The organism is Natronosalvus caseinilyticus (assembly GCF_017357105.1).
GTDB classification, from domain to species: Archaea; Halobacteriota; Halobacteria; order Halobacteriales; family Natrialbaceae; genus Natronosalvus; species Natronosalvus caseinilyticus.
On the sequence record NZ_CP100395.1, the window covers coordinates 56,389 to 81,040 of the forward strand.

The 24,652-nt window shown below is 53.7% G+C and carries 19 protein-coding genes and 3 pseudogenes; 11 read left to right on the forward strand and 11 right to left on the reverse strand.

Annotated elements, in window-relative coordinates:
• The first annotated feature begins 436 nt into the window (after positions 1-436).
• Together J1N60_RS19695 and brxL are read left to right on the forward strand one after the other, a co-directional pair.
• Complete coding sequence (locus tag J1N60_RS19695; RefSeq protein ID WP_312912795.1) at positions 437-2,875, forward strand: PglZ domain-containing protein; 2,439 nt, start codon at positions 437-439, stop codon at positions 2,873-2,875.
• Positions 2,872-4,899, forward strand: coding sequence for a protease Lon-related BREX system protein BrxL (gene brxL / locus J1N60_RS19700; protein WP_312912797.1), 2,028 nt, complete (start codon positions 2,872-2,874; stop codon positions 4,897-4,899). The genes J1N60_RS19695 and brxL overlap by 4 nt, the downstream gene beginning before the upstream one ends.
• Before the next feature lie 1,201 nt (positions 4,900-6,100).
• Here brxL and J1N60_RS19705 read toward each other — a convergent pair.
• A pseudogene (locus J1N60_RS19705) lies at positions 6,101-6,282 on the reverse strand (orc1/cdc6 family replication initiation protein); the annotation flags it as partial.
• Between the two features lie 354 nt (positions 6,283-6,636).
• Here J1N60_RS19705 and J1N60_RS19710 point away from each other — a divergent pair.
• A complete protein-coding gene (locus J1N60_RS19710) occupies positions 6,637-7,926 on the forward strand; it encodes an orc1/cdc6 family replication initiation protein (RefSeq protein ID WP_312912868.1) in 1,290 nt (429 codons plus the stop codon).
• Positions 7,927-8,812: 886 nt separating this feature from the next.
• Here the strand turns inward: J1N60_RS19710 and J1N60_RS19715 are convergent.
• The 4 genes and pseudogenes from J1N60_RS19715 to J1N60_RS19730 form a co-directional block, all read right to left on the reverse strand.
• Positions 8,813-9,004, reverse strand: a pseudogene (locus J1N60_RS19715) (DUF8172 family protein); the annotation flags it as partial.
• Positions 9,005-9,979: 975 nt separating this feature from the next.
• Positions 9,980-11,476 (reverse strand): TrkH family potassium uptake protein, encoded by a 1,497-nt coding sequence (locus J1N60_RS19720; RefSeq protein WP_312912798.1) that lies wholly within the window; start codon positions 11,474-11,476, stop codon positions 9,980-9,982.
• Positions 11,473-12,810, reverse strand: a complete 1,338-nt coding sequence (gene trkA, locus J1N60_RS19725) for a Trk system potassium transporter TrkA (protein WP_312912799.1) — start codon at positions 12,808-12,810, stop codon at positions 11,473-11,475. The genes J1N60_RS19720 and trkA overlap by 4 nt, the downstream gene beginning before the upstream one ends.
• 487 nt (positions 12,811-13,297) lie before the next feature.
• Positions 13,298-13,816, reverse strand: coding sequence for a DUF21 domain-containing protein (locus J1N60_RS19730; RefSeq protein ID WP_312912801.1), 519 nt, complete (start codon positions 13,814-13,816; stop codon positions 13,298-13,300).
• Between the two features lie 204 nt (positions 13,817-14,020).
• On the opposite strand from J1N60_RS19730, the gene J1N60_RS19735 reads away from it, so the two are divergent.
• On the forward strand, positions 14,021-14,581 hold the full coding sequence (locus J1N60_RS19735; RefSeq protein ID WP_312912803.1) for a hypothetical protein: 561 nt from the start codon (positions 14,021-14,023) through the stop codon (positions 14,579-14,581).
• A 23-nt stretch (positions 14,582-14,604) separates the two neighbouring features.
• Here the strand turns inward: J1N60_RS19735 and J1N60_RS19740 are convergent, their stop codons facing one another.
• Positions 14,605-15,756 (reverse strand): mechanosensitive ion channel family protein, encoded by a 1,152-nt coding sequence (locus tag J1N60_RS19740; RefSeq protein WP_312912869.1) that lies wholly within the window; start codon positions 15,754-15,756, stop codon positions 14,605-14,607.
• A gap of 89 nt (positions 15,757-15,845) precedes the next feature.
• Positions 15,846-16,730, reverse strand: a complete 885-nt coding sequence (locus tag J1N60_RS19745; protein ID WP_312912805.1) for a universal stress protein — start codon at positions 16,728-16,730, stop codon at positions 15,846-15,848.
• Between the two features lie 548 nt (positions 16,731-17,278).
• Between J1N60_RS19745 and J1N60_RS19750 the strand changes: the two genes are divergently transcribed.
• Complete coding sequence (locus tag J1N60_RS19750) at positions 17,279-18,100, forward strand: TrmB family transcriptional regulator (protein WP_312912807.1); 822 nt, start codon at positions 17,279-17,281, stop codon at positions 18,098-18,100.
• A gap of 73 nt (positions 18,101-18,173) precedes the next feature.
• On the opposite strand, the pseudogene J1N60_RS19755 reads toward J1N60_RS19750, so the two are convergent.
• From J1N60_RS19755 to J1N60_RS19765, 3 genes and pseudogenes are all read right to left on the reverse strand, one after another.
• Positions 18,174-18,404: pseudogene (locus J1N60_RS19755) on the reverse strand (HalOD1 output domain-containing protein); the annotation flags it as partial.
• Positions 18,405-18,529: 125 nt separating this feature from the next.
• Positions 18,530-19,312 carry a TrmB family transcriptional regulator gene (locus J1N60_RS19760; RefSeq protein WP_312912808.1) on the reverse strand — a complete coding sequence of 261 codons (783 nt, stop codon included), beginning with the start codon at positions 19,310-19,312 and terminating at the stop codon, positions 18,530-18,532.
• A gap of 83 nt (positions 19,313-19,395) precedes the next feature.
• Entirely contained in the window at positions 19,396-19,728 is a 333-nt protein-coding gene (locus J1N60_RS19765) for a DUF7344 domain-containing protein (protein WP_312912810.1), read from the reverse strand.
• Between the two features lie 455 nt (positions 19,729-20,183).
• On the opposite strand from J1N60_RS19765, the gene J1N60_RS19770 reads away from it, so the two are divergent.
• Positions 20,184-20,594, forward strand: coding sequence for a response regulator (locus J1N60_RS19770; RefSeq protein WP_312912811.1), 411 nt, complete (start codon positions 20,184-20,186; stop codon positions 20,592-20,594).
• 162 nt (positions 20,595-20,756) lie between these two features.
• Here J1N60_RS19770 and J1N60_RS19775 read toward each other — a convergent pair whose 3' ends face one another.
• Positions 20,757-20,855 carry a YgjP-like metallopeptidase domain-containing protein gene (locus J1N60_RS19775; RefSeq protein WP_312912812.1) on the reverse strand — a complete coding sequence of 33 codons (99 nt, stop codon included), beginning with the start codon at positions 20,853-20,855 and terminating at the stop codon, positions 20,757-20,759.
• Positions 20,856-21,346: 491 nt separating this feature from the next.
• Between J1N60_RS19775 and J1N60_RS19780 the strand changes: the two genes are divergently transcribed.
• From J1N60_RS19780 to J1N60_RS19800, 5 genes are all read left to right on the forward strand, one after another.
• Entirely contained in the window at positions 21,347-21,757 is a 411-nt protein-coding gene (locus J1N60_RS19780; RefSeq protein ID WP_312912814.1) for a hypothetical protein, read from the forward strand.
• Between the two features lie 691 nt (positions 21,758-22,448).
• Positions 22,449-22,937, forward strand: coding sequence for an Lrp/AsnC family transcriptional regulator (locus tag J1N60_RS19785; RefSeq protein ID WP_312912816.1), 489 nt, complete (start codon positions 22,449-22,451; stop codon positions 22,935-22,937).
• 78 nt (positions 22,938-23,015) lie between these two features.
• Positions 23,016-23,267, forward strand: a complete 252-nt coding sequence (locus J1N60_RS19790; protein ID WP_312912818.1) for a HalOD1 output domain-containing protein — start codon at positions 23,016-23,018, stop codon at positions 23,265-23,267.
• 290 nt (positions 23,268-23,557) lie between these two features.
• Positions 23,558-24,211, forward strand: a complete 654-nt coding sequence (locus tag J1N60_RS19795) for a right-handed parallel beta-helix repeat-containing protein (protein WP_312912819.1) — start codon at positions 23,558-23,560, stop codon at positions 24,209-24,211.
• Complete coding sequence (locus J1N60_RS19800; protein ID WP_312912821.1) at positions 24,212-24,649, forward strand: right-handed parallel beta-helix repeat-containing protein; 438 nt, start codon at positions 24,212-24,214, stop codon at positions 24,647-24,649.
• The last annotated feature ends 3 nt before the right edge of the window (positions 24,650-24,652 follow it).

Sequence of the window (24,652 nt, forward strand, 5' to 3'; positions counted from 1 at the left end):
TACTTCTAACTTGATCGAGCTGAACCTCAAGGTCGTCAATGGTTGACGGAACATCTATATACTCTGAGAGCGGTCGAGATTTTCGGTGCCCACTGTATGTCGCCGGCGTCATGTCCTCACCTACGACACAGAGGAAAGTTCGCTCTCGAGTTCTCCTGAGTCCTGTCCTTCGTAAACCCGCGAAGGACTGCAGATGAGGACTACCTCGTGCTATCTGTACTCGTCGGTACTGCGGCATCTTTACTGGTGGCAAAATACGCAGAATTGAGACGTTTGATTCAATAGTCGGACCAATAGACCCATCAAAACCCTATTCTCAAAACGCCGCATGCGTCCTCGACCGAACTACCCGACTATTATAGTAGCAGTCACTCAATGACGGGTAAGTGAGAGTCATGGGAAGACGACAACCGGTACGTGTCCGGGTGATCTTGTAATGGCCGATACGGTCACGCAGATCATCACCGAACTCGAGGAGAAGTTCGAGCGCCATCCCGTCTGGGTCTGGTACGACTCGAGCGAAAAGTACGGGAACGTCATCGACGAGATCGAAGCCGCGATGGAAGATCGTGGCGTCAACGTCGCCCGATACGATGGGAGCTTCCTCGATCTTAAACGCCGGCTCTGGGAGGAAGACAACGACATCGACGAGCAGTGGCTGTTCTACGTTCCGAAGTGGCGTGACGACGCCGACTGGTTCATGGACGTTCACCGGCTTGGCCGTCAATACCGACCTGGTGCGACCGTTGGCGACCGACCCGCCTCAAAATACCTCGTTGGCAAAGAGGCTCGAATCCCGGAGGAGTACGCCAACTGGGGGCAAAATGAAACCCAACTGAGCCGGGCGTTCTTCTGCGTCCTGTTCGACACACCCAATCATTCCCCGCGAGACTACCTCGTCGAGTATCTTGCCGATCCGGACGCATACCGTGACACGATCGAAGAACACGGCCAGGCACACGAGTGGACGCACCTCCTCGAGGAAACCTACGGGATTGCAGCCGGTCTGGACGCCGAGGAAATCGCAACCGAATTGCTCTTCGGCGAACTCGAACACACCTCCCCCACCGACCGCTACTCGCGGCTTGCAGCCGACGAGACGAGAGAAGCAGCTCGTTTCTGTGAGTACTGGCAGAAGATCGATACCGCGACCTACCTCGAGTACGCGGCCGTGGTGAGCGACGATCGAAACCTCACCGAGGAAGTCATCGCTTCGGATGCACTCGAGTGGGAATCCAACGCATTTCGGCAGATCGACGATGGACTCGTCCGGCTCTGTCTGAATCGCCTCCTAGACGCCGACTACGACGAACTTCCAGCGCTCGCAACTGACCTCGAACCCGTCGTCGAACGCCGACAGAACGGCTTCTGGTACGATGAGGGCCACGCAGGCTACTGGGATATTCTCGAGCACGGTCTCGAAGTACTCCATGAGGCTGGTTCGGCGATCGAAGAAATCGAAGCCGAAGGTTACGATCCACAGGCCCTTGCTGACCGGTACACCGAGGAGTGGTGGACGATCGACGCTGCCTATCGTCGATACGTTCGGAGCGTTCAGAATAGCCGCCGTGCGGTCGACGAACTCCACGGCGTCCGTGACCGAATTACGGCGTCGTACGTCTCCTTCCTTCGAACGCTCAACCGGCCGGTCGCCGAAGGGTTGGCCACCGACCCCGTGCTCGGCACACCACAGACCGACTTCTTTGACGCGCACGTCGAACGAGAGGAGGGAACCGCCGTTCTCATTTGTGACGGGCTTCGCTACGAATTAGCTCGAGAACTCGAGCAGCGGTTCGAAGCCGACGAGGAGACTGACCAACAGACGACGTTCACCTCGGCAGCCCTCCCCTCGATCACGGAAGTCGGAATGGCGACACACCTCCCTGGAGAGCTGTCGCTTGAACTCGATTCGGATGACGACCTGGTCGTCTCGGTCGATGACACTGAAATGTCGGATAAAGGCGATCGAAAAGCGCGCTTCGCCGATGCTGGTTTTACCGTCGCCGATATCGATGATATCCTCGACGACCCCCAGTCGGCTCTGAAAGATGCGGGAACGCCACCGAGAATCGTCTACTCCGGAACAATCGACAAGCTCGGGGAAAGTTTCGACGACGACAAAGCATTTGGGCAGGTCGCCGATCACGTTCGCGACGTCGAAGACGTTATTCAGCGCCTCCGTGCGGTCGGGTATACCCGATTCGTCGTTACTGCAGACCACGGCTTCCTCTACACCGAAGAACTCCCGGATAGGGACAAAGTCGACTCACTCAACGGTGTTGCGTTCACGAAGCGACGGTTTGCTGTCGCTGACGCAGATGCGCCGGTTATTCCCGGTGACGAAATCATCGAGTTCGATGACGAACAGCTACAACAGCTCGGCATCGATGCGGCCGATCTTCGGCTGTTTTTCCCCCGAAGCGTGGCCTGTTTCTATGCTGCCGGTGGAAACATGCGCTACTTCCATGGTGGGATCTCGATGCAAGAGCTTGTCGTCCCCTGTCTGACGGTGACAACCGTTGAACGCGAGGATGAAGACGCGCCGATCGAATACGAGGTCACGTTCCCAGAGAGCGTCTCGAATACGATTGTCGACGTGACGATTACGGCCCGCAGCGGCCAACTGTCGTTCAGCCGAACGCCCACCCTCCGGCTCACTGCGACGGTTGATGGCCGAGAAGTGGCTGAGCCAAAACGCGTTGAGATAAATCAAGGCGAAAACGAGACCACCATCCGTCTGAAGAGCGGTGAACTTGATGAGGACGCAACCATTTTGTTCGAAGCAATCGATGAGGAAACCCGAGAGACGGTGGCCACAGGTGAAGCAACGAATAACATCATTATGCGGGAAGACTTCGACTTCGATATTGAATGACTCGTCGTGAACTCGATCAAAAGGCGCTCGAGCACTTTTCTGGGCGTGTCGTCCGGAAAGACCTCGTCCAGGACATCAAATCCGGGGCGAACGTTCCGACGTACGTTCTCGAATACCTCGTTGGACAGTACTGTGCGACGGACAGCGAAGCCGCGATCGAAGAGGGGGTCGAAACAGTCAAACAGATCCTGAAAAAGCACTACGTCAGACCTGATGAGGCGGAGTTCATCAAGTCAGAAGTCCGCGAACGGGGTCGGTACCGTGTCATCGACAAAGTAACCGTCCACCTGGACGAGCGCCAGGATGCATACGTCGGCTCATTCGTCAATCTGAATCTCACGGACGTGGAGATTAACGAGCACCTCGTCAGCAAACACCCGAAGCTGCTTGGTGGGGGTGTCTGGGCGATAATCGATCTGGAATACATTCCAGACAACGTCGGCTCCGAACACAGCCTCTTCGGGATCGACTCGTTCAAACCAATCCAGGTATCGAGCCTCGATCTCGACGAAATCAAAGAGCAACGCAAGAGATTCACGCGCGATGAGTGGCGAGATCTGTTGCTTCACAGCATGGGGTATGACCCATCGAGTTTCACCGATCGCGAGAAGATGCTGTTTCTCACCCGTTGTCTCCCCCTCTGTGAGAACAATTACAATTATGTCGAACTCGGGCCGCGTGGAACTGGGAAGAGCTTCCTGTATCGCGAGATCAGCCCACACTCGATTCTCATCTCTGGTGGAAAAACGACGGTTGCGAAGTTGTTCTTGAACCTCAATACAGGCCAGATTGGGCTTGTCGGACGGTGGGATGTTGTCGCCTTCGACGAAGTAGGCGGATTGCGATTCTCCGATGCAGAAGCCGTCCAGATGCTCAAAGATTACATGGAGTCAGGAAGTTTCTCTCGCGGAACAGAGGAACTCACAGCACGTGCGTCGATGGTCTATGTTGGGAATATCGACCTCGATGTAGAGGGGGTATTGAAAAGTTCACACCTCTTCAAACCCTTCCCGGACGAGATGCAGGATCTCGCACTGATCGATCGCTTCCACTACTACCTTCCCGGCTGGGAAATCCCGAAAATGCGATCGGAATTCTTCGATGACCAATTTGGCTTCATCGTTGATTACTACTCCGAGTTTATGCGCGAGCTCCGGAAAGAATCGCAAGGGGACGCGATCAACGAATACTTCGCATTCGAAGACCACCTGAATCAGCGTGACGAGAAAGCCGTCCGAAAGACTGTATCAGGTTTTCTCAAGATGCTTCATCCAGACGGGGGATACACAAAGGAAGAACTCCAGGAGTACCTCGAGTTTGCGATGGAAGGCCGACGACGGGTGAAAGAGCAACTCAAGCGAATGGGCGGGATGGAGTACAGAGCAGTCAACTTCTCCTACACCGATTTAGATACTCGCGAGGAGATCTTCGTCACCGTCCCAGAGGAAGCAGAGGAGACACTCATCCCCCAGGGATCCCAACAACCAGGCTCGATATACACAATCGGGAATTCGGAGTCCAGTAATGCGGTCTTCCGGATTGAAACGCAGGCGCTGCCGGGGAAAGGGAAGAAAAGCATCTCAGGCACCCCTGGCTCTGCAATGAAAGAAGAGTTCCAGACGGCCTACGACTACCTCAAAGCAAATATGCGGGAGCTCTCTCGAGACGAAACTCTCGACGATCACGATATTAAAATTCAGGTGTTGAACCCTTCAGAGGCATCTGAAGGGACGGCTACCAGCGTCGGGTTCTTAGTAGGGATAATCTCCAGTATCCTCGATCGTCCAGTACGGCCTCGGCTTGTCGTACTTGGAAGCATGAGCCTCATGGGTGAACTCGTCGAAGCGAGTTCGCTCGTCGATAAGCTTCAGCTAGCAGTCGATTCAGGAGCAGGAACCGTACTACTTCCTGCGAAAAATAAAGACAGCTTTAGCAAGATTCCAGATGAAATTCTGGATGAGTTAGAACTGGTCTTCTATACTGATCCTATTGAAGCGGCGAGTAAGGCACTCCAGTTGGAATAGCTCTATGAGAGCTGTGCGATTAATAAAACTGGATGAAAGCTCGGTATGATATTTGAAATATACGGAATTAATACTCTTCGTAAACTGTTGCTGACAGTGCATGCCCATTACATTTTGAGAGGACTCACATCACTATTGGCGCAACTCCATACTCGTGTTCGCGTTGTGTTTTGCGCGCCTGAACAGGGTGCAGGCGCGTCAGAGAAAATGCCTGCGTGAAAACCCAATGACACAGCGAACGACACGGACTCCCGAACACGGAAAGACGGCATGTTTGAATTCGGCCTGGAAAACCCAACGTCAACAGTATACTGCTCGCCGGCGTGCGCCATTTCGCACCAGGACCAGGTCCGACTCGAGATCGAGAGGGCACAGTCATGATTCTCGAGGTTCAGCAGACTCGAGGACACCACGTTGTACTCGGCGTCGACGAAGAGTTCTGCGAGACAGTCGTTACGGCCTGCGAGCTGCGAAGTGAGTGGTTCGAATCACATGGTGACGAAGAAGTCGGAAAGCGACTGGACGTGATCGCGACGATCTGGATGGTTGGATGTCGACATGGGCGTGTCCACACCCGAGTAGCGTGGCTGGCACTCGCGGCTGATGCCAGTGAGTGGTACGCTCAGTCGCTTCAGAGAACTCGAGAGAATGAACTTACTCGTCGAGCGAAAGTCGCGCACCGACAGTTGAGGAGTGTACTCCAAGAGCATCGACGAATGATTGGATACGAACTCTGAAGGAGATAAAGGTAGGGCCACTGTCTCGAGGCGCTAACATCGAGATTCTGGAAACAGTGGTGTCTTGTTGAGAATCGAGTTACCCCCACAGAATGAGTCATCGTACTTCGTGGGCTAACCAATACCATGACTGCCACCAGTGAAATCCTATCGCTTGTCTGTACTGGCTTCGTCCGCTAACTGGAGACGAAATCGTAGAACCACCAGCTATTGTTAACCAACAAAGGATGGTTATCCCGGCGTCTGTTGGTTAAATACGTGGGGTGAATACACCTCATGTGCGATCTGAATTACTGAGAGAAGTCTACAAGGAGCACCTCTATCGATTTGTTCTGGAATAATCCGTTAGAGAACGCACCCCCTATCGATTTGTTCAGGGAAGCCAAGTCGGCAGGGACACACCCCTATCGACTTGTTTTTCGCACTCACTGAGAATCGTTGCGAGGTTGAGCCTGTACTACCGCTCAGAGTTCATCACCATGAACGTCGTTAAACCGAGAGTCTTCACGAAAGGTGTCCATGATCGTTACAGGGCTCTCAGCAAACAAGAACTCGAGATAACTGCCTGAGTGTGGGCCCTGCTTTTGCATTCGGATTCGACGAACGAGTATGTCGATAGCTCCTTCATCTTGTTGACGTACGTTTTTGGTGATACAGTCGACTTTTACACATCGATGACGGGGGGTGGGCCGCAGCGATATACTTCGCCACCGGCTCAAGCCAAGAGCTGAAAGAAGGGCGAATATGAGGGGTAGAACAAATGACATGGGGAGATATACATCGACGGAGGTCAAGTTTTTTAGTACCCCCGCCATATAGCAGAGGTATGGACGGCAGCAATCAAGGTGGCACTGATCAACCTACGATAGAAGGGGAAACGACACAATCAGAGACAGAGGAAAAGCCCGACGTCACCCAGGACAATTTCGCTGCCGACAACGCGCCTCTCGGCCTTCCCGAAGGCGCCTCTGACGAGAGTACGCAGCAGTCGATCCGGGATATGCTCAACGAGGACGGGAGTGGGTCAGTATTCGTCAACCGTGATCTCGTCGAGCCCGACACCATCATCGATGAAGAGCGGATCGTCGGTCGCGACGATCAACTTGAATCAGTCGTGTCATTCCTGAGGCCGACACTGCAAGGAAACCGGCCGCCGAATATGCTCCTCTACGGCCCTGCTGGAACTGGGAAGTCACTCATCATCGGTGCTGTGACACAGCAGATCGTCGAACTCTGCAAGTCGAAGGGTGAGAACTTCGGTGTCGTCGATATCAACTGCCAGCCGATCAACACTCTTGACCAGGCTGTCTACGAACTCGTCCAGACAGTTGCAAAAGACATTGACGCAAAAGTGGGCGTGCCCGAAACTGGCGTGTCGACTAAGCGCAAGTACCGACGTCTCTACGAACTTATCAACGAACACTACGACTCGGTCATCTTCATCCTCGACGAGATCGACCTTCTGGTGGGACGCCGCGCCAACGACGAACCCGCTTACTCGAAATTGCTCTATCAGCTCTCGCGAGCCAGCAACACAAACGAGATCGAGGGACGAGTTTCCGTCGCAGTGCTGACGAACGATCCGAAGTTCATGGAGGACATCGACGGGCGTGCCGAGAGTTCGTTCAATCCTCGAGACGTCTACTTCCCAGATTACGATGCAAATCAGCTGCGCGAGATTCTCCGGAATCGTCGCGATGCCTTCCGACCGGATGCACTCTCCGATGACGTAATCCCACTCGTTGCTGCCTTCGCAGCGCAGAGCCACGGGGATGCTCGGAAAGCCATCGACCTGTTTCGTGGCGCCGGCGACCTTGCCGACGAACGCGGAGACGACAGTGTCGAAGAACACCACGTCCGCGAGTCTCAGGAGGAAATCGACAAGGATCGGTCGCTGAAGCTCGTTGAGGGACTCACAACTCAAAAGAAGATCTCGTTGTATGCTACCGCCGCAGTGGCCCATTACTCGAAGCGCTCGGGAAACTCTGTTCCGAGCCCAGTTGGTTTCAAAGTGTATCAGTGGGTGACCGACGAACTCGACACAGATCAGATGACTCGGGAGACATACGTCAAGTACGTCAAGGAGCTTTCTACGTACGGACTGATTTCGACGTCGAGGAAGAGTCGGGGTCGCGGTGGTGGGATGTATATGGAGTTCACCTTCACGGGTGATCCCACAGGGATCATGAACCGGCTCACTGAGGATACTCGATTAGAGAGTATTGCTGACCAGGAAGAATTCCTTCGAACGGTGGTCAACGCACAACTGAATGAGTTCCACCAGGACTAAGATAGGCGATCTTCGTGAAGCTAGAGTGTAGACACCCCCCCCGTCGTCGATGTGTAATTCTTGACCTCTCCCCCCGTCATCGAAGTGTAAATGTTCTCGATGCGATGGCTGGATTCTCGAAACCGAGCAAGGATGATTCGATATTAGTGAACGTAAATTCCAGGCCACTCCAAAGAGGGTGTGCTCTCATGAGGATTTACTGGTTTTGAGAGATGCGTTCGTCCAAATGAGGCGAAGTGGGTCACAGACGAATCTTGACTCGTGATTCAACCCTCCCTCTCCGTCATCGATGTGTAAACCACCGATGTAAGAAGGGTAGAGACGATGAAACGAACGGTCTCAACCATGGGAAAGGATCCAACTGCAGCGATATCAGGAAAAGAAAGTATAGAATAACGGTCGACGATAGCAATCTACCTTGTTCGGTCAGCTGGAGTGATACTCCACATAACACTCACTCTAGGTCCATTGCGGCTCTGGTTTATTCGGAGGTTACTTAAAACTTTGCCAGATCAAAGGTATAAGTTTCATATATGGTATTTCTGGGTGTTAAGACCTCTCGCCCGTGTTTACGACGGCTCCGCCTATTTTCGACGGTCTCGTTTACTAACCCCGGCCTCTTCTCACGCTTTTACACATCGATGACGGGGGGAGAGGGTCATCCTTACCAGTCTCGCCAAATATCCAAGGTCACTACCCCACCCTACTTCGCTCGGCCTGACGGCCTCGTTTGTGGAGGAGCACTAGGTTTATACAGCTCGCAGCGCTTCCTTCATGTATGAGCCTCGAAGAGACAGTCGATCACCTCGCTGAGGAACTCGACCTCGAGCGAAGTGACCACGTCCGAGAGGTCGGTCAGTCGGTCGCAGAGCTTCGCGACTGATCGAAACAGTTCTCTGAAATCTCGTTCGACGAGCCCAGATTCCAGATAATCGATGAACTCCGGCTTTGTCGGCCCCGCTTCCTTCAGGAGATCGCCTCGCTCTGTGCGTTCCAAGACTGCACAAGCAAACTCCGTACAGTGGTCTTCGTGCCGAGTGGCGTACGTCGACAGTGCATCACGCCAGTGCATATCAACTCCTGGATAGAAACAGTCCGTCTCGGAACGAAAGTGAAGGTAACGAGCAACGGTAGGAGACTATACTGGCCCAAATTATGCGGTGTGAAGGGCGTGATCAGATCTATAGCGGTATAGGATCGTTTCGGGCGGACTGTACCTCCGGACGTCGTTCTGTGACGTCAGTTGTGGTGTGGGCGGCGCTGTTTGGCGATTCAGCAGACTCCATCAGATGGAGACTCTCTCTGTGGCGTCATCAATGCCCATCTTCGTCGACCGAGTGGCAGAGCTTACTCCCACGTGAAATCCTTCGCTGTTTTCTTGTGTACCTGCTTCGCTGGTGTGTATTCGGTCCTTTTTTCGTGATATCCGTATTCAGGAACGACGACCGCAGCCTTTCCGACGGGTCGATCAGTCGTGTAAAGGCTGGTCTTGATCGTCTCGTTGGTCTCGAACAAACGTCCATTTCTTCGGCAATATTGGGTGTGATTGTGTGTCACTATCAACCTCCGCACGGTAAGAGAAAACGCCCCTGAAGCTTCAATGACGATTCTTCGGGGCTAAGCACCCACCTACCACCGGAAAGGAATCCCCACCCTTTCCTTTTCGTGTCAGCACAAACTCGTATTACTCAGCCCCGCTCATGGACGGGTCGTGGAGTTCGAATGGATAGGAATAGCGCGGGGTGACAATGATGTGGTAGCTGGTTGGCTATGAGGGCGACGTTGGCAACGACTAACCCCCTCCCCCGCGCTGTTAGAGAATTGGTCCCAGTGAACGTAACCGAATTGGCCGCGTCGGCCCGCCCTACCCAAACTCACCAGTCTGTGTTATCACGGTTCCACTGCCATCAACAGGAGGGTAGAGGTACGAAACGTCCGCTTTCAATCGATCAACCAGGTCCTGAGCGTGGTGCGCGTTCTTTGCACCATGAGATTACCATGCCCCTTAACGGCGCTTGCTGGAGGGAGGATTAGTGTCACTGCTCCTCGCTTTTCACGTCCGCCAGTAGGACGGAGTCAATAGCACCAACACCGGAATGATCTCGATCCGCCCGACCCACATAAGGAAGATCATGACAAGCTTCGTTGACTGGGGGAACGGATCATAGCTTTCGAGTGGGCCTGCGATACCGAACGCTGGTCCGATATTAAAGAACGTTGCTGCTGCAGCACTCATCGCCTCAAACTCCGAGACTGTTAATTGTACCCGGGAAGCGTCGATCACGACGAAAATCGTCGCCAGAATGAAAAACACGAGGCTCACGAGGGTGTACGCATAGATATCCCGAATCGTCTCTTCGTCGATGACGGATCCACTCAGTCGGACTGGGCGAATCGCGCTTGGACTAGCTGCCGTAAACAGGTCGCGTCGAAACGCCTTCACGACGACCAACCAGCGCAGAGTTTTAATCGAACAGGTCGTACTGCCGGCCATTCCACCGATGAACATACAGACGAACAGGAGGTGTTTGGGCCCCGCCGACCAGAGGTTGAAGTCTGTGCTCGCGTAGCCAGTGGTTGTTACGATTGAGACAACTTGAAAGATAGCGTGTCGAGCGATCTCTTCGAGGTTCGTGTATGGCCCGCCATTCGCGAACAACATCCCACCAACACCGAGGGAAAAGAATCCGAGGATCGCGACGTAGAACCGAAACTCGTCGCTGTTCCGGAGCCGGTCAAAGTTTCCTTGGAAGACGAAGTAGAGTAAAACGAAACTGGTTGCACCGATCGCCATAAACGGAATAATCACCCACTGCACAGCAGGAGAGAAAGCAGCGATACTGTCCCCCCGCGGTGAAAAGCCACTCGTCGAAATCGTCGTGAACGCGTGCGCAATAGCATCGTACAACGTCATCTCCGGGGCATATCCGACTAGGTGAAGCCCGTAGAGAACCGCCACCTGAAGCCCGGTCAGACCGATATAGAGCTTCCAGAGAAGGGCGGCTGTTTCCGAAATTTGGGGGGTGAGTTTGTTGACGTCCTGTGTCTGGGTTTCGGTCTCCATGAGCTGTGCCCCACCGACGGATAGCTGGGAGAGGACCGCCGTCGCTAGCACAAGAATTCCGAGCCCACCGAGCCACTGAAGGACCGCTCGCCACATGAGGATGGCCCGTGAGTGGCGTTCGAAATTTACGACGACCGTCGCCCCGGTCGTCGTGACGCCGCTCATACTCTCGAAGAGCGCGTTCACAGGTTCTGCGAGTGTGCCTTCCCCAGCCAGCAGAAATGGAACGGCACCGACGAGAGCGATGCTCAGCCACGTCAGGGAGACCATCAGAAACGCCTCTCGTGCACGGAGGTCACGCTCGTCGGTCAGCTGTTCGAGACCGAGTCCGAGAAGTGCTGTGCCAAATATCGGGAGGACGAACGGGAGCAGTGCCGTTCCGTCGTAGAGAGCGATTCCGAGTGGGAGTAGTAACGGCACCCACAACCATTTGAGAATCGTTCCAACTAACCGGCAGCTTACCCGCCAGTCGACGCGAACACTCATACGACAGCCATTACGTCAGAAAGTGCATCTGCAGCAACGAAGAGGACGACGTGGTCGCCGGGTTCAACCACGGTATCGCCACGAGGAACGACGAACTCTTTGTTGCGAGTAATCGCGCCAATAACGACTTCAGCAGGGAGTTCCGGAACACTTTCGTGGATGGACCGACCCGCCAGGACGCTCTCCTTGTCGACCTCGATTTCCAAAACCTCGGCTTGTCTATCTTCGATGAGCGAGAGGTTTTCGATCTTGCCTTCCTGTGTGAAACGGACGATTTCCTCAGCAGTTGATTCACGTGGGCTGATGGCGACATCAATCCCAACAGCCTCGAACAGTTCGGCGTTGTCGCCTGCTTCAACGACTGCGACTGTTCGCGGCACACCGATATTCTTTGCAAGTAATGATACGAGGAGATTCTTTTCGTCGCTTTCAGCTGTCGCGATCACCGCATCTGCATCGTCGATGTTCTCACCGATGAGGTAGTCTATATCCGTGGCGTTGTGCTCCATCACGACAGTGTCTGGGAGAATCTCGGCAAGTTGATGGGCACGGTCGCTTGACTGCTCGATTAGCCGCGGATTGAGCCCACGTTCCTCGAGGAGTTTTGCCGTGTGGTATCCTATATCGCTCCCACCAATTACAACAATATCCTGTGCTTCGTTCGAAGCTTCAGCGGGGACAACCGTCTTCGAAAACACTTGGACGCTGTCTGGTCGGCCAATAACGATCACCCGGTTGTCGGCTTCGATCCGCGTCTGCCCACGGGGAATCACTACATCCCCATTACGGACCAATGCAGCAAACGTGAGCGCCTCGAACTGGTCCGCCTCTTCGACAATCTGCCCAACAATCTCACTCTCTGCCGAGACTTCGAACTCGGACATCTGGACAAGACCCCCAGCGAAGGGGTCGACATCGACTGCTGCCGGGAGACTGACCACCCGAACGATGTCGTTGGCAGTTAAGAGATCAGTCGAAACCATGAAATCGACATCGAAAGCCCCCTCTGACTGGGTCCACGTCTCGAGGAAATTCGCGTTCCGGACTCGGGCGATCGTAAAGGCGTCGGCTACGGTCTTTGCTGTCATACACGTAACTAGGTTGATTTCATCATCATCCGTACTAGCGATGAGCATATCCGCCTTCTCAACACCGGCTTCCTGAAGAACCTCGAGCGATGTACCATCACCTTCTATCGCCAAGATACCGCGGGAATACGTGAGCTCCTCGACCTTATCGGGGTCGACATCGATGACGATGACGTCATGACTTTCAGTAAGGCTGGCAGCAATATTCGACCCAACCTCACCGGCCCCGACAACGATCACTCGCATTGGCTCATCCTCGGAGGACTCATTACCGCTATCTAACGGTGGAACCATACTAAAATGTCTTTTTCTCATTCGATCAACACTCGATAATGGTGACGTCGTCGATGGTCACGCTGATGAGGGTGTCGATTACGATCTCACAGTTATGAGGCGACCCGGGAGAGTGTTGTTCAGCAGCTGCTGTTTGACGTGATTCCGAAAGCTATCGGAAAACGTTCTTCCACTATCGGAATCATAACTTAATGTCATCTCAACCGTGCCATCGTGGCTAAACAAATGGACGGAGAAGCTCCGTTATTGGGTAGCTGGTACCGTTTTTCCCTATGGAGCTCGGGAGTGATCGGTTTGTAATGGACGGCTCTGTTGGAATCCTTGGCCAATGATAGATATATGTGACCGTGCTGAATACAGAGCGCGAATCGGTCACTCCTCGTTCAGTGAGAAGCGGCGATACAGATTGGTCGATACAACCTGTGGAGAGTATGGCCGCTCAGTCGTCAAGATATGGTTTCTCAACATGTGGGTCGCCCCCAATAAGCGTCGTCAGCCACCGAGTGACGGTATCGAACAACGCAACGAGTGGACCCAGTGCGCGTTCGACGTACGAAATCGGGCGGGCGACGCGGAGACTCCAGGACTCTGCATGGCCGAGCCCGTAGGATTTCGGCACGATTTCTCCGAAGACGAGGATTAGAACGCTGACGCTGAGTGTTGCTATTACGACGGCGAACCCAGGGGGAACGAACCGTGCAACAAGAAGTGTGATGATGCTGGTGATGGCGATGTTAACGAGGTTGTTCCCGACCAGCAGTGTGACGAGGAGTCGATGCGGGTTCGCACGGAGTTGTTGGAGCGTACGACTATCTCGTGTACTATTTTCGGGAGTAGTCTCCACCCATTCATCCGGGAGCGAAAAGATCGCTGACTCACTGCTGGAAAAGAACGCACTCAATGACAATAGAATCACGACTGCGAGAAGGGACGGTACCAAGAACAAGTATGTACTCATGTTTGACTCCTACAAAGGGAGGTGTATGAATACCGGTGGTTGATTCGCAAGCGTAGTGAGCGGGTGGTCCAACTTTCTCAACGTGAAACAAACACAGCAATCGTGCTGTACCCTCTGTATTCAGCACGCGCCTTCTATCCATTTCCAAGGACTTCAACAGAGCCTAATGGACGGTCTTTACCGACGGCCCATCGAATGGAGGGTATGAGAACGGAAGACCCGTTGGATATCGAGTACCGATCTCACGACCGGGTACAAAAGCTCACAGACGTTGTCCGATTCTGTGTCGAGGATATCAGCTTGTCGTTCGATCGCTGGGATGAACCCTACATTACTGGCCCAGGACTATACTTTGCCATTATCTCTGGATACACGGTACGGGATCACGCTGATCCGATGGGAGATAATCGATGGCCAATCTCCAAGTGCCGTGATGTCCTCAACGACGTCGATAGCTTCTACGAAGCGACATCAGACGTTGCTCGCTTACGGGATGGGGCAGTCGTAATAAGTGTGGACGGGATCGTTCAGGAGCAGATGGTTCGGTTTCGGGATTATGCATCCACATCTGATGAAGACAATGGACACACAGTCGAGTATGCCGACTGGATGGGTTCACGCCATATGAGTGCCGCCGACACGTCAGCACGACCTGAAGTCATAACGGCCATCACGCTTAGTGCTGAAAACGGGCGTGTCACCCTTTTTGAGGATGGAGACTATACCACCATGCCTCGGAATGACCTCTACCAAGCGTGGCTATAGTCATTTAATCCCTTAGACCTCCGTCATCTCCCTCTCTTATCAGCCCCTTCAGCCGGATACTGATATTCCTTTTCGGTTTCTGATTGATCCGTAAGAGTTTCATTTGGTGATTCGTCTTCAGCTTCGAGAAAACTGATTTCACGTTGTGGGAAGGGGATAACAATGTCTGCGTCATCGAATTCGTCGTAGACCAGTCGATTAATCTGGTCAATTGCTCGCTGTTCGCTAAATGGATGGGCAACGAAGGCCCAGAGTTCGAAGACGAGCGCAGAATCACCAAATTCGCGGAACATCACTCGTGGTGAGGGTGAGTCGAGGATGAGTGGGATTCTGTCGCAAACGCCAAGGAGAATCTCTTCGACATCTCGGTAGTCTGTTCCATATGCGACTGTAATTGGTACACGGATTCGCTTTCGCCGTTGTGGAGCTGACTCGTTAACGACCGATGCGGAGTTCAACACCGCGTTCGGGACTGTAATTAGGATATTGTCGCGTGTGAGAACCGTCGTACTCCGGATTCCGATGTCAGTGACTGTCCCTCGCTGACCGTCCTCCAAGATAATCACGTCTCCGGTTTTATAGGTGTCGTCGAAATACAGTGAAACACCACCGATCAAATTACCGATAGCTTCCTGTGCAGCCAACCCGAGGATAATTCCGATGATCCCTGCCGAAGCGAGAAACGGGGTGACATCAATCTCCCAAATGACGAGGAGGCTGATCCCAGTCCCGAGTACGATGAGGAGCGTCCAGAAGTTCTTGAAGATTGGCGAGAATTCATAGTCATTCTCAGTCGCATTCACGGCCTCGATCCATAGTCCTCCGAAGCGTTTTGCTGTTCGCATCCACAGTACGACGAGTATCGATAGGATAGCGCCGACGAGGAAGTAACTCGATTCGACGACCCCAAGAACGCTTAGACTGAGGTAAATCCCACCGAGAGCCACCGAAACGTACAGAGGCATGTGGATCTCCTGGAAAAAAGCACGGTTGATCGAGTCGTCGGGCCACTGGTCGGATTGGTCCAGGAGTTTATGCCCACTCCACTCGATAAGCCGTGAAAAAAGGTACGAGATGACGAGGATAGCAATGACGAGTACCCACGGCCGATCGCTAAGGGGAATATTGTCGGCGCTTTGGAGTAGAAATTCCGGGCTGTGAGAGATATCGATCATCGCCAATGTCCTGTCCATAGTTGATTCCGGGTATAAGTGTGTAGTGAGTGGTTCTCGAACTCATTTCGGGCTTCCGATTTCCACCAACGTTAGAGACGAGGTATTTCGCGTCGGAGGCGTGTGGTGAGCCGTAACAGTCGAGAGGGGAGATTTCGGTATTCTTGGACCATCAGCACCGAGCTAGCTGATCGTCGCCCTACCTGTTCTGGAAGCGACCCGATAACAGAACGACGGAAGAGGTCTTCGGATGTCGCTCCGAGAACGACGAGATCAGCGTTCTGCGATTGGTCCACTATCGTATCTCCAACAGAGTCACTCTCCACAATTTCTTGAGTGATTACTGGAACGCCCGTGAAGCCGGCGATAACACTGGCTAACATTGTTTCTTTTTCGTCATGTGTTGTTGCCGTCTCGTTAGGTGAGTTGACGATGATAACATGGATCTCTGCATCGTGAACGCGAGCGAGGGAGCCTGCTACGGTTGCTGCTAGGTCGGTGTTCGGACCTCCAGCGATGGGAAGCAGAATACGCTGTAGTTCCTCGTTGTCGTCCATCCGTTTAACGAGTACATCACACGGTGCTTTTCGGAGTACCTGATCAAGATGTGATCCTAGGATGATGTCTCGACGACGTGGGCGCCCTCGCCATCCCATGAGAGTCGTCTCAATGTCTTGTTCCTCTGCTCTGCTGAGGATTCCGCTCGCTATCGAACGAGCAAATCGAATGCGGCTCGTTACCTCGATAGCCTGATCGTTGACGATATCAGCAGCATAGTCGAGAACCTCACGCTCATCATCGATGAGCCGGTTGCCTTCAGAAAGCGGCAACTGCTGGGGAACTCGGACCACCGTCAGCAGTTCAAGTGGACGCCTGGTGTCGGCCGCGATATCTGCAGCTGTCGAAACAAGTTGGTCTGCCGTCTCTGGATTCGAGATCGGAACGAGAATTGAGCCCTGTGTGGTCGTAGTAGTCATTACGTATTGAATGTTCCACACCAGATTTAGGAGTTCGGTCTGAACAATATGTGAGAAAAATAAATTGATTTACAACGATACCGGAGGAGTTCAGCTTTGAATTACTGCTCCTCGCTATCGAAATTCCAAGTCCTCGTGTAACCGGCGTTTGTTCCGTAAGCGCAACTCTTTAAGGGACACGTCTTCGGTGAGTATCGTTCGAATCTTGTCCAGGAGCTGTTCCGAGGCGAGGAAGTCGGGAACGATAGCTCGGCCAGCTCGGCAGCGCCGCCAGTCGAGTGCAAACAGTCCGGTGGCGGACAGATCAGTAGAACGACCGTTGATAAGCATACCAGCGTGCCCCGTAGTGGTTGGGCCATAACAGGGCACGCCAGTACCCCATAGCCGGTAGGGCCTCAAGTAGCTTGTGTGATTATCTGAGTGAACGTTTATCCTCTCTCAATCCATCTGAAATGGAATTCAGCTTTGACAGGAACCGGCTACACGAATCCTTTTCCGTCCCCATCTCTTATCGGGCACGTTCGAAGAATCGGACTTGGGGTTGGGCCATGACTCAGGAAGAACGTATCTCGGAGGCGATTAATCTGCTACAGGAACTCGGGCTCAAGGAGTACGAAGCGCGCTGTTTTCTGGCGCTCACACAGCTGTCCACCGGCACGGCGAAAGAGATTAACGAAATCTCCGAGGTGCCTCGGACGCGAGTGTACGATGCAATCGGTGTACTCGAGTCAGAAGGGTTAGTCGAAGTACAGCACGCGAACCCGCAGCGGTTTCGAGCCGTGGGGATCGACGAGGCGACGCGGACGCTTCGCCGAAAATACGACACCCGTATCGAATCGCTCGAATCGAATCTTCAGACTATTGAGCGGCGAAAACTCGAGGAGGATGACACCCAGCTCCAGGAGGTGTGGTCGCTGATGGGCAACGAAGCGATCGAGTCCCGGACGCTCGACCTCATCGACGAAGCGGAGTCGGAAATCGCCCTGCTCGTCGTCGACGAGGAACTGCTGTCGGACGCGCTGTTCGAGCGCCTCGACGCGGCCCGAGAACGAGACCTCTCGATTTTGCTCGGCGGACGAACGGCGTCGATCACCGAGCAACTCGGAACGGGACTTCCCAACATACGCACGTTCGAAACCGGGTTGGACTGGCTCACCGGACCGACGATCGCCCACGAGGTCGCGATCAGTCGAATCTTGCTCGTCGACCGCGAGACGTTGCTGATCGGCTCCTATTATCCAGACGCCGACGACGGGAAGGCGAAAGAGCAGGCGGTGTTCGCACGCGGTCTCGAAAACGGAATCGTGGTGCTTTTGCGCCGGCTGGTGTCAGCTGGGTTGACCACGTCGAAGGATCCGGGAAAGGCGTAGACAGCTCCGTGAGTAGTCGGTTGTGGGTCCGGGTTACGCGATTGGAGATCGGTCTCCTGACCGATGTGCAGCTCTACGGAGAAGAGGGATCGATCGCTTCAGAGACGACCAGCTCGCCACTGTCGAATCGGGCCTGATAGCGATCGATCGAAATGGTGACAGCGATCGATTCCGATTTCCGCTCTCGGACGAGGATATCGAGCGCCTCCGGGTCGACGTGTTCGTAAAGGCTTGTCTCGAGCACGGTCAGCAACTCGGTTGGGTCGACGCTCTCCATGGTCGCGAGGGCGTCGATCACCGCGAGACTTGGTGCCGTGGCCGACCAGTCGTACCTTCTCGATCACTTGCGACCATTGCTCGTCTAATGCGGCCGAGCGGTATTAAGTTGGTGTGATAATGTGAGTGAATTTTTGGACAGTATCACGCCGATCAAGTGCCGTCGAGTCGCCACGCGAAGATGGATCGCAGGACGACGACGAGGCTGTTGCGGTCGCCAGCGCCCCAGATCGCCGTCTCCTCGATATCGTCGGCGTCGGCGGCCTCGTCCTCGAGCACACTGACGAGCGCCGTCTCTTCGTCGGTGATCAACAGGCTCCCGGCGGGTGTATCCCGCCACCCCCAGAGGGTTTCGAACAACTCGATCGACGATACCTCTTCCCGAACGCGATCTTCGACCGCTTCCGAGATGCCCGCCAGATAGATCTCGACCCCGCGGTCGGCGGCGTCCCGTAGCGCCTCGAGGTGGTCGTCTGTGAGCAACTCATCGACGGTCATGTAGACGATTTGCTCGTCGGCCTCGGCGATGAACTCGTCGATGCGGGACGAAACTGCTTCCCGACCGGTGACCGTCCAGACGCCGTACTGCTCGCGCTGTGGCTGGGCGGGGCCGATCGTCTCCAAATACTCCGAGAGTTCGGTAATCGTGGCTTCGCGTTTGGTATTGAGCATACGGACGATGGTCTCCTTCGAGATCACCGTAAATTTCCGCGGCGTCGTGTGCTGGATATCGATGAATCCCATCTCGTGAAGTCGATCAGCCGCTTCGTACACCCGAGTCCGGGGAACGTTGTTGATGCGGGTGATGTCTTGGGCGGTACCCGTCCCGAGTCGAAGGAGATTGATGAGCGTCTGGGCTTCGTATTGTGATAAGCCGAGATCCTGTAATCGGTCGAGCGCCTCGGCTTCAGCCTGCTCTTCGTCAAACGATACCATAGTGGGTCAGACGAGGGTGAGTGCAAAAAAGCCCCCCTCAAAGCGGCACGCTCGAATCCGCCTCGAGCCAGTCGGTGAGCAGACTACTCGAGTTCAGTAGTGACGAACTGGTGCAGTTTTTCGACACGGTCGTTCGGATGATAGTGAACCGTTTCCGTTCGATTGTCGTACTCGACGAGGCCGGCGTCTTCCAGTTTCGGGAGATGGTTGTGATACAGATCGAGACGGAGTCGGTCGGAGGGGATCGCTTCAGTTGACTCTGGGAGAATTTCGGGCGACATGTGTTCGATGAGTGCGTCAATTGCCACGGAATTCCGCTCGCTTTCGATTAGCTTATCGAGAACCGACCGGCGGTGTTGATTGGCGACGAGGTGCAGTGCTGTTTCGGTCGAAACAGTGTGGGTGATGTGACTCATCGTTGTTCTCCTGTAACTGAATAATGGTTGCTATAGGGATTAACTCCGTACTTCACTCAGATTCTCACATCTCAGATGTCGAAAGACTACAAATGGGCGGAAGAATCTTCTAAGCAACGATGGTTGGGAACACTGATAGACCGGGTCTGAGAGACACACTCCACAGAACCTGTCGATTAGCGACTCCATGGTCAAGGTCAGAGCACGCTGAATATGTGCCGTGTCTGCAGCACGACTCGACGAACAGTAGCTGACCTCGAAAAAATCCGACGATCAGTCCGTACGTTGTTGTAAGCGTGCGATTCATGTAAAGTATGTCTGAAAATGAAGATTCCAACAAAGTCCGCCAAAACATTTGGGAAGAATCGGTATCCCGTTAATATTCATTGGTAGACGTAGTGACTGGGAGTGCGTATACTACTCGACGAGACGATCGTGCCTATGATATTCTAGTGGTGGAACCAGATTCCGAGAGTGTCTCGCGATTCACTGAGTCACTCGAGGCGGCAGCGAATACGAACACGATAACGATTGTCTCCACCAGCGCTGACGCGTTGGATTTCGTCAATCAACGCGGCGACTATACCGAGGCGCCACGACCCGATCTCATCCTGCTTGATCTCCACCTCCTCGATGCGAGTGGAACCGAGCTGCTCGCCGAAGTCAAAAATCTTCCTCACGTTCGCCAGATTCCGATCCTCGTACTGACTTCCTCGGATGCGCCGGAAGATATCTACCAGTCGTACGAACTCCATGCGAACGCCTATCTGCAAAAGCCAGCGTCGGCAGACGAGTCCGATCAGCTCGTCCGGGCGATCGAGGACTTCTGGCTCACCTCCGCTCACCTGCCGCCGAAGGGACAATAAGCGCTCTTCTCCGGGAAACGAGCATAATGTCGAGAGAGATAGGGCCGGTTCAAGTCGATTATGAGCAGCAGTGGTACCTCCCAACTCTTCTGATGAGTGAACGGGTAATCGAGCGTGTATGGCACTCAAACCACGAGCGTGTTGCCGTTCACGCGAAGCCACTCACAACGATCTTTGTAATCCGGGAAACGGGTCCACCGTATTCCAGAACGCGTCTGAGTGATCGTCATGGACGCTGTGAGCCAGCTCGTGAACGATCACGTAGTCTTGAATCCGAATGGACGCGAGGATCAACCGCCAGTTCAGCTGGATCGTGCTGTCGAGATACTCGCCCTAGCTCCCCTCGAGTTCTCCGACCTCGATCGGGATGGCTGAGGGGCCGAGTTTCGCCTCGTAGCGCTCACTTTGTTCGGGGAGATCAGCCTCGGCTTGTCGAAGGTACCAGTCGACGATCGCTTGGCGCTTGCGGCAGATACTGACGTGGCCGCTCGGCGCGTCGAACCGATGGGTGCGGAGGGTGACTCGTTCTCGTCGAGCGAGAGCCGCGGCCCGGGATCTCGGCCTTATTTCGTCAAGGTAGTACTGGCGGCCCTGGTAGGAGGGTATTCTCCTATTTGGACTGCACTTTTGAGTCCGAGAACTCCCGATTCTTTGACGTCAAGAATAGATGAACCCAATGTCTCAGTACACGTGCGAATTGAGCATACCCAACCCAACAGAAAGACTATACATTTTCGTAATATGGTAGCCATATGAAACGACGCTCTTTGCTCACCGGTGGGCTACTACTTGGAATAAGCGGTTGTCTGGGAAGCATCGGCAGTACCTCAGACCCTGAAATCGATTGGGAGACGAAACAGGGTACGGGTACTGGTGAGGGAGGCGATATGGTTGGTTTCTACCATAGAGGTGGTGACACTTTGGATTTGACCGAAGGAACACTCGAACCCGGGTATACCGGAGATGTAGACGTTCGTTTTGTCGGATTTGACCACTCAACCGAGAAAATCAGCAACGGCGATGATATCGCAGTTGGGACTGCTGCAACCACACCGCGATCAGAGTTTGTGAAGGGCGAAATAGTCCAGTTACGATGGACTGCCGGAGACGAGAGTGAAAGCATTGTTCTCGCCGAACACGAATGGACTCCACCATCTCCGTAACGTTATCCTATATGTAGGAGACTGTTTCGACAGCAATCGGAAAGGTCGAATGGTTCTTCGATACCTGCACTACCTGTACTGAGCGTTCGACCTTCACGTTGATCCCTCCTCAGTCCGTGCAACATTCGCGCTATGGATTCAGCACAGCCTTGACGAACTATCGGAGTGCGGTCAGTAGCGGTGTATGAGATACAGAGGATGGATGCAGCACAGTGGCGCCGTTTATTTCGCGCGCTCAGATCGGAACCAACCGCTACACACGAATGCGAACTGAACGGTCCCTCCCACGGTAGCAGAGAAGTGTGCGATATCAGTTCGACATGGTCTCGACTTGGGAGTCAAGGTCCACGTGTAGTCTCTCTAAACTGCTCTCGCCACACGGACACTGGTTTAGTAATCCAATGCCGATAAGAAATACCGATCCGTCGCTCTTGATTTTGACGGTGTGGATTTCACCACAACTACTGCACCGTGCAACGGTCTTCTCAGCCTTAGTATAGGACATACCACATACGTCATCACGGCCCAGGATAAAGGCGTTTCAAAAAAATATTGGAATAAACTAAGATAAATCAGAGAACGTAACCATAATGAATGTACACATATCTGCTAATCGGTAATTGTGTTTTCTCACTGTGTAGCTTTTCGAGTGAACGAATAGCTTTTCCCTATAAATATGTACTATAGCCCAGTGACCAGTGACGAAATTGATAACGTCGATAAGGGAATCCTCTATCTGCTCCAACAGGATGCCCGAGGAAACACGGTTACCGAGATTGGCGAGAAAGTCGGTGTTTCCTCCAGTACAGTCGCCAACCGGATCAATCGCCTCGAAGAACATGGTGTCATCCTCGGCTACCATCCCATCGTCAAGTACAGAGAAACCGGGCTGGGCCATCACCTGCTCGTGACTGCGACGATCCCGCTTACAGATCGAGAGGAACTGTTAGATGACATTATGGAAGTCTCCGGGGTCGTAAGCATCCGTGAGTTATTGACAAATTCCGAGAACTTGTCATTAGAATTGGTCGGTCACACCCAAGAAGACCTTGAGGAGAGCATCGAAGACTTGGACAAGCTCGGTGTACATATCGAACAGATGGAGATTATGAAACAAGAACGATCCAATCCATACAATCACTTTGGAAAAGAGTTCGCAGACGAGGAACCCGATGGTTGATTTCCAGACTGGTTTAAGCCCCTCTGGAAATTGTTTAACTTCCGACAGGTTCAAGAAGGGCGCTGGCCTACAGGGGTTGTGAACAAAATCCAGACCGAAATAGCCGAGGAGAGGTGTGTTAGTCAGGCTGTGGTTGAAGCAGTTGCCGAAGCGGAAGGCGTTCGCCCTATAGAACTCACTCCCCCATTGTACGAGGTCATTGATCTCGATGCCTTAGACCACATTTTTGACGATACCCTGACCATTGGGAAGGTGACATTCAACTATAACAGTTGCAAGATCAATGTGTTCTCTGACGAGTATGTGGCCGTCGAGAAGCACGACGGATAGTCTCTTCTGTTATCCGATCAAAACGTCCCCTATACGAGCGTTCGACCTTCCGCGTTGATCCTTCCTCAGCCCGTGCAACATTCGCGCTGTGAATTCAGCAGACACTGGACGAGCTACCGAATCGTTGTCAAGAGAAGCATGCAATATACAGGTGAGCTAATTGGCGTCCAAGTTATCGAGCTCAGTGACGATCTCGATGCTGCATTGGATAACGTCTCAGCCGGTGATGCATTTATCCTCGAGCCCGGAATCCACGAAACTCCACAAATGTCGGCGCAACCGTCGATAACTTGCACATCACTGGTTTCGGTCGTGGTGTCACCGTCATCAAGTGGGGAGACGGCGAATCAACCGACGCCACTCCCCTGATGTCCGTTACCGGGAACGGGTGCACGATTGAGAATCTGACCTTTGACGGGAATCGGGCAAATAACAGTCCCTCGAGCCCCGGGCAAGTTCACAACCTCAGAATCCTCTCCGTAAACGAGGTGACGGTTAGAAACGTCGAAGCCCGGTCCCATAACGGCGACGGGATATGCCACACTGGCGACACTGTGAACGGCGCGAGCGGGGACGTGGGCGGCCACAACTGCACCTACGAATCCATCTACTGTTGGGACAACAACCGGCACGGAATGGCGATCTCAGGGGGGCGGTCGATCACCGTGGCCAACTCACATTTCTTCGCCAATAACGGTACAGATGTGAACGACGGCGTTGACGTTGAGACGGCTTCGGGACGCCATGCCGAGGACTTGGCTTTCGACGGCTGTCACTTCTACAACAACGACTGGAACGGGATTAAGATCGACAAAGGGATAGACGAGGTCGTCACCAATAGCACCTCAAGAGGGAACGGGCAGAACGGCGTGATGATGGATAACGCCGTCGAGTGTAAATTCACATCCGGGATTGTCAAAAACAATTCCAACGACGGGGTTTGATTGTCGAATGTCACCGGGTGTGCAGTCTCGGATAGTGTGATCCAGAACAATGGACAGGACGGTGTCGCCCTCTATTCAGGCCCCGACGATGTCGAGATTGCAGACTGCGATATTCGGTCTAACGGGGGCAACGGGGTCGAGCTTGGTGGAGATGACATCCACATTAACGGTTGCGATGTTGTCGGCAACGATGTGTATGGGGTCGAAGGGGCTGCGACCCGCCTCCGAGTCACCGATACGCTTTGCCAGGGGATGAGTCGCGGGTTTGCGTTATACAGCGCAACGACCGGCACTATCGGCAATTCTGTTGCGGAAGGAAACGGCGGCGTTGGCCTTCGGGTCGACTCTGACGACGTGACGGTGACCGGGTTCTTTAGTCGCAACAACGCGGTGAATTACGACCTTTCCAGCGGCGTCACAGAAGCCGGGAATATCTGATCA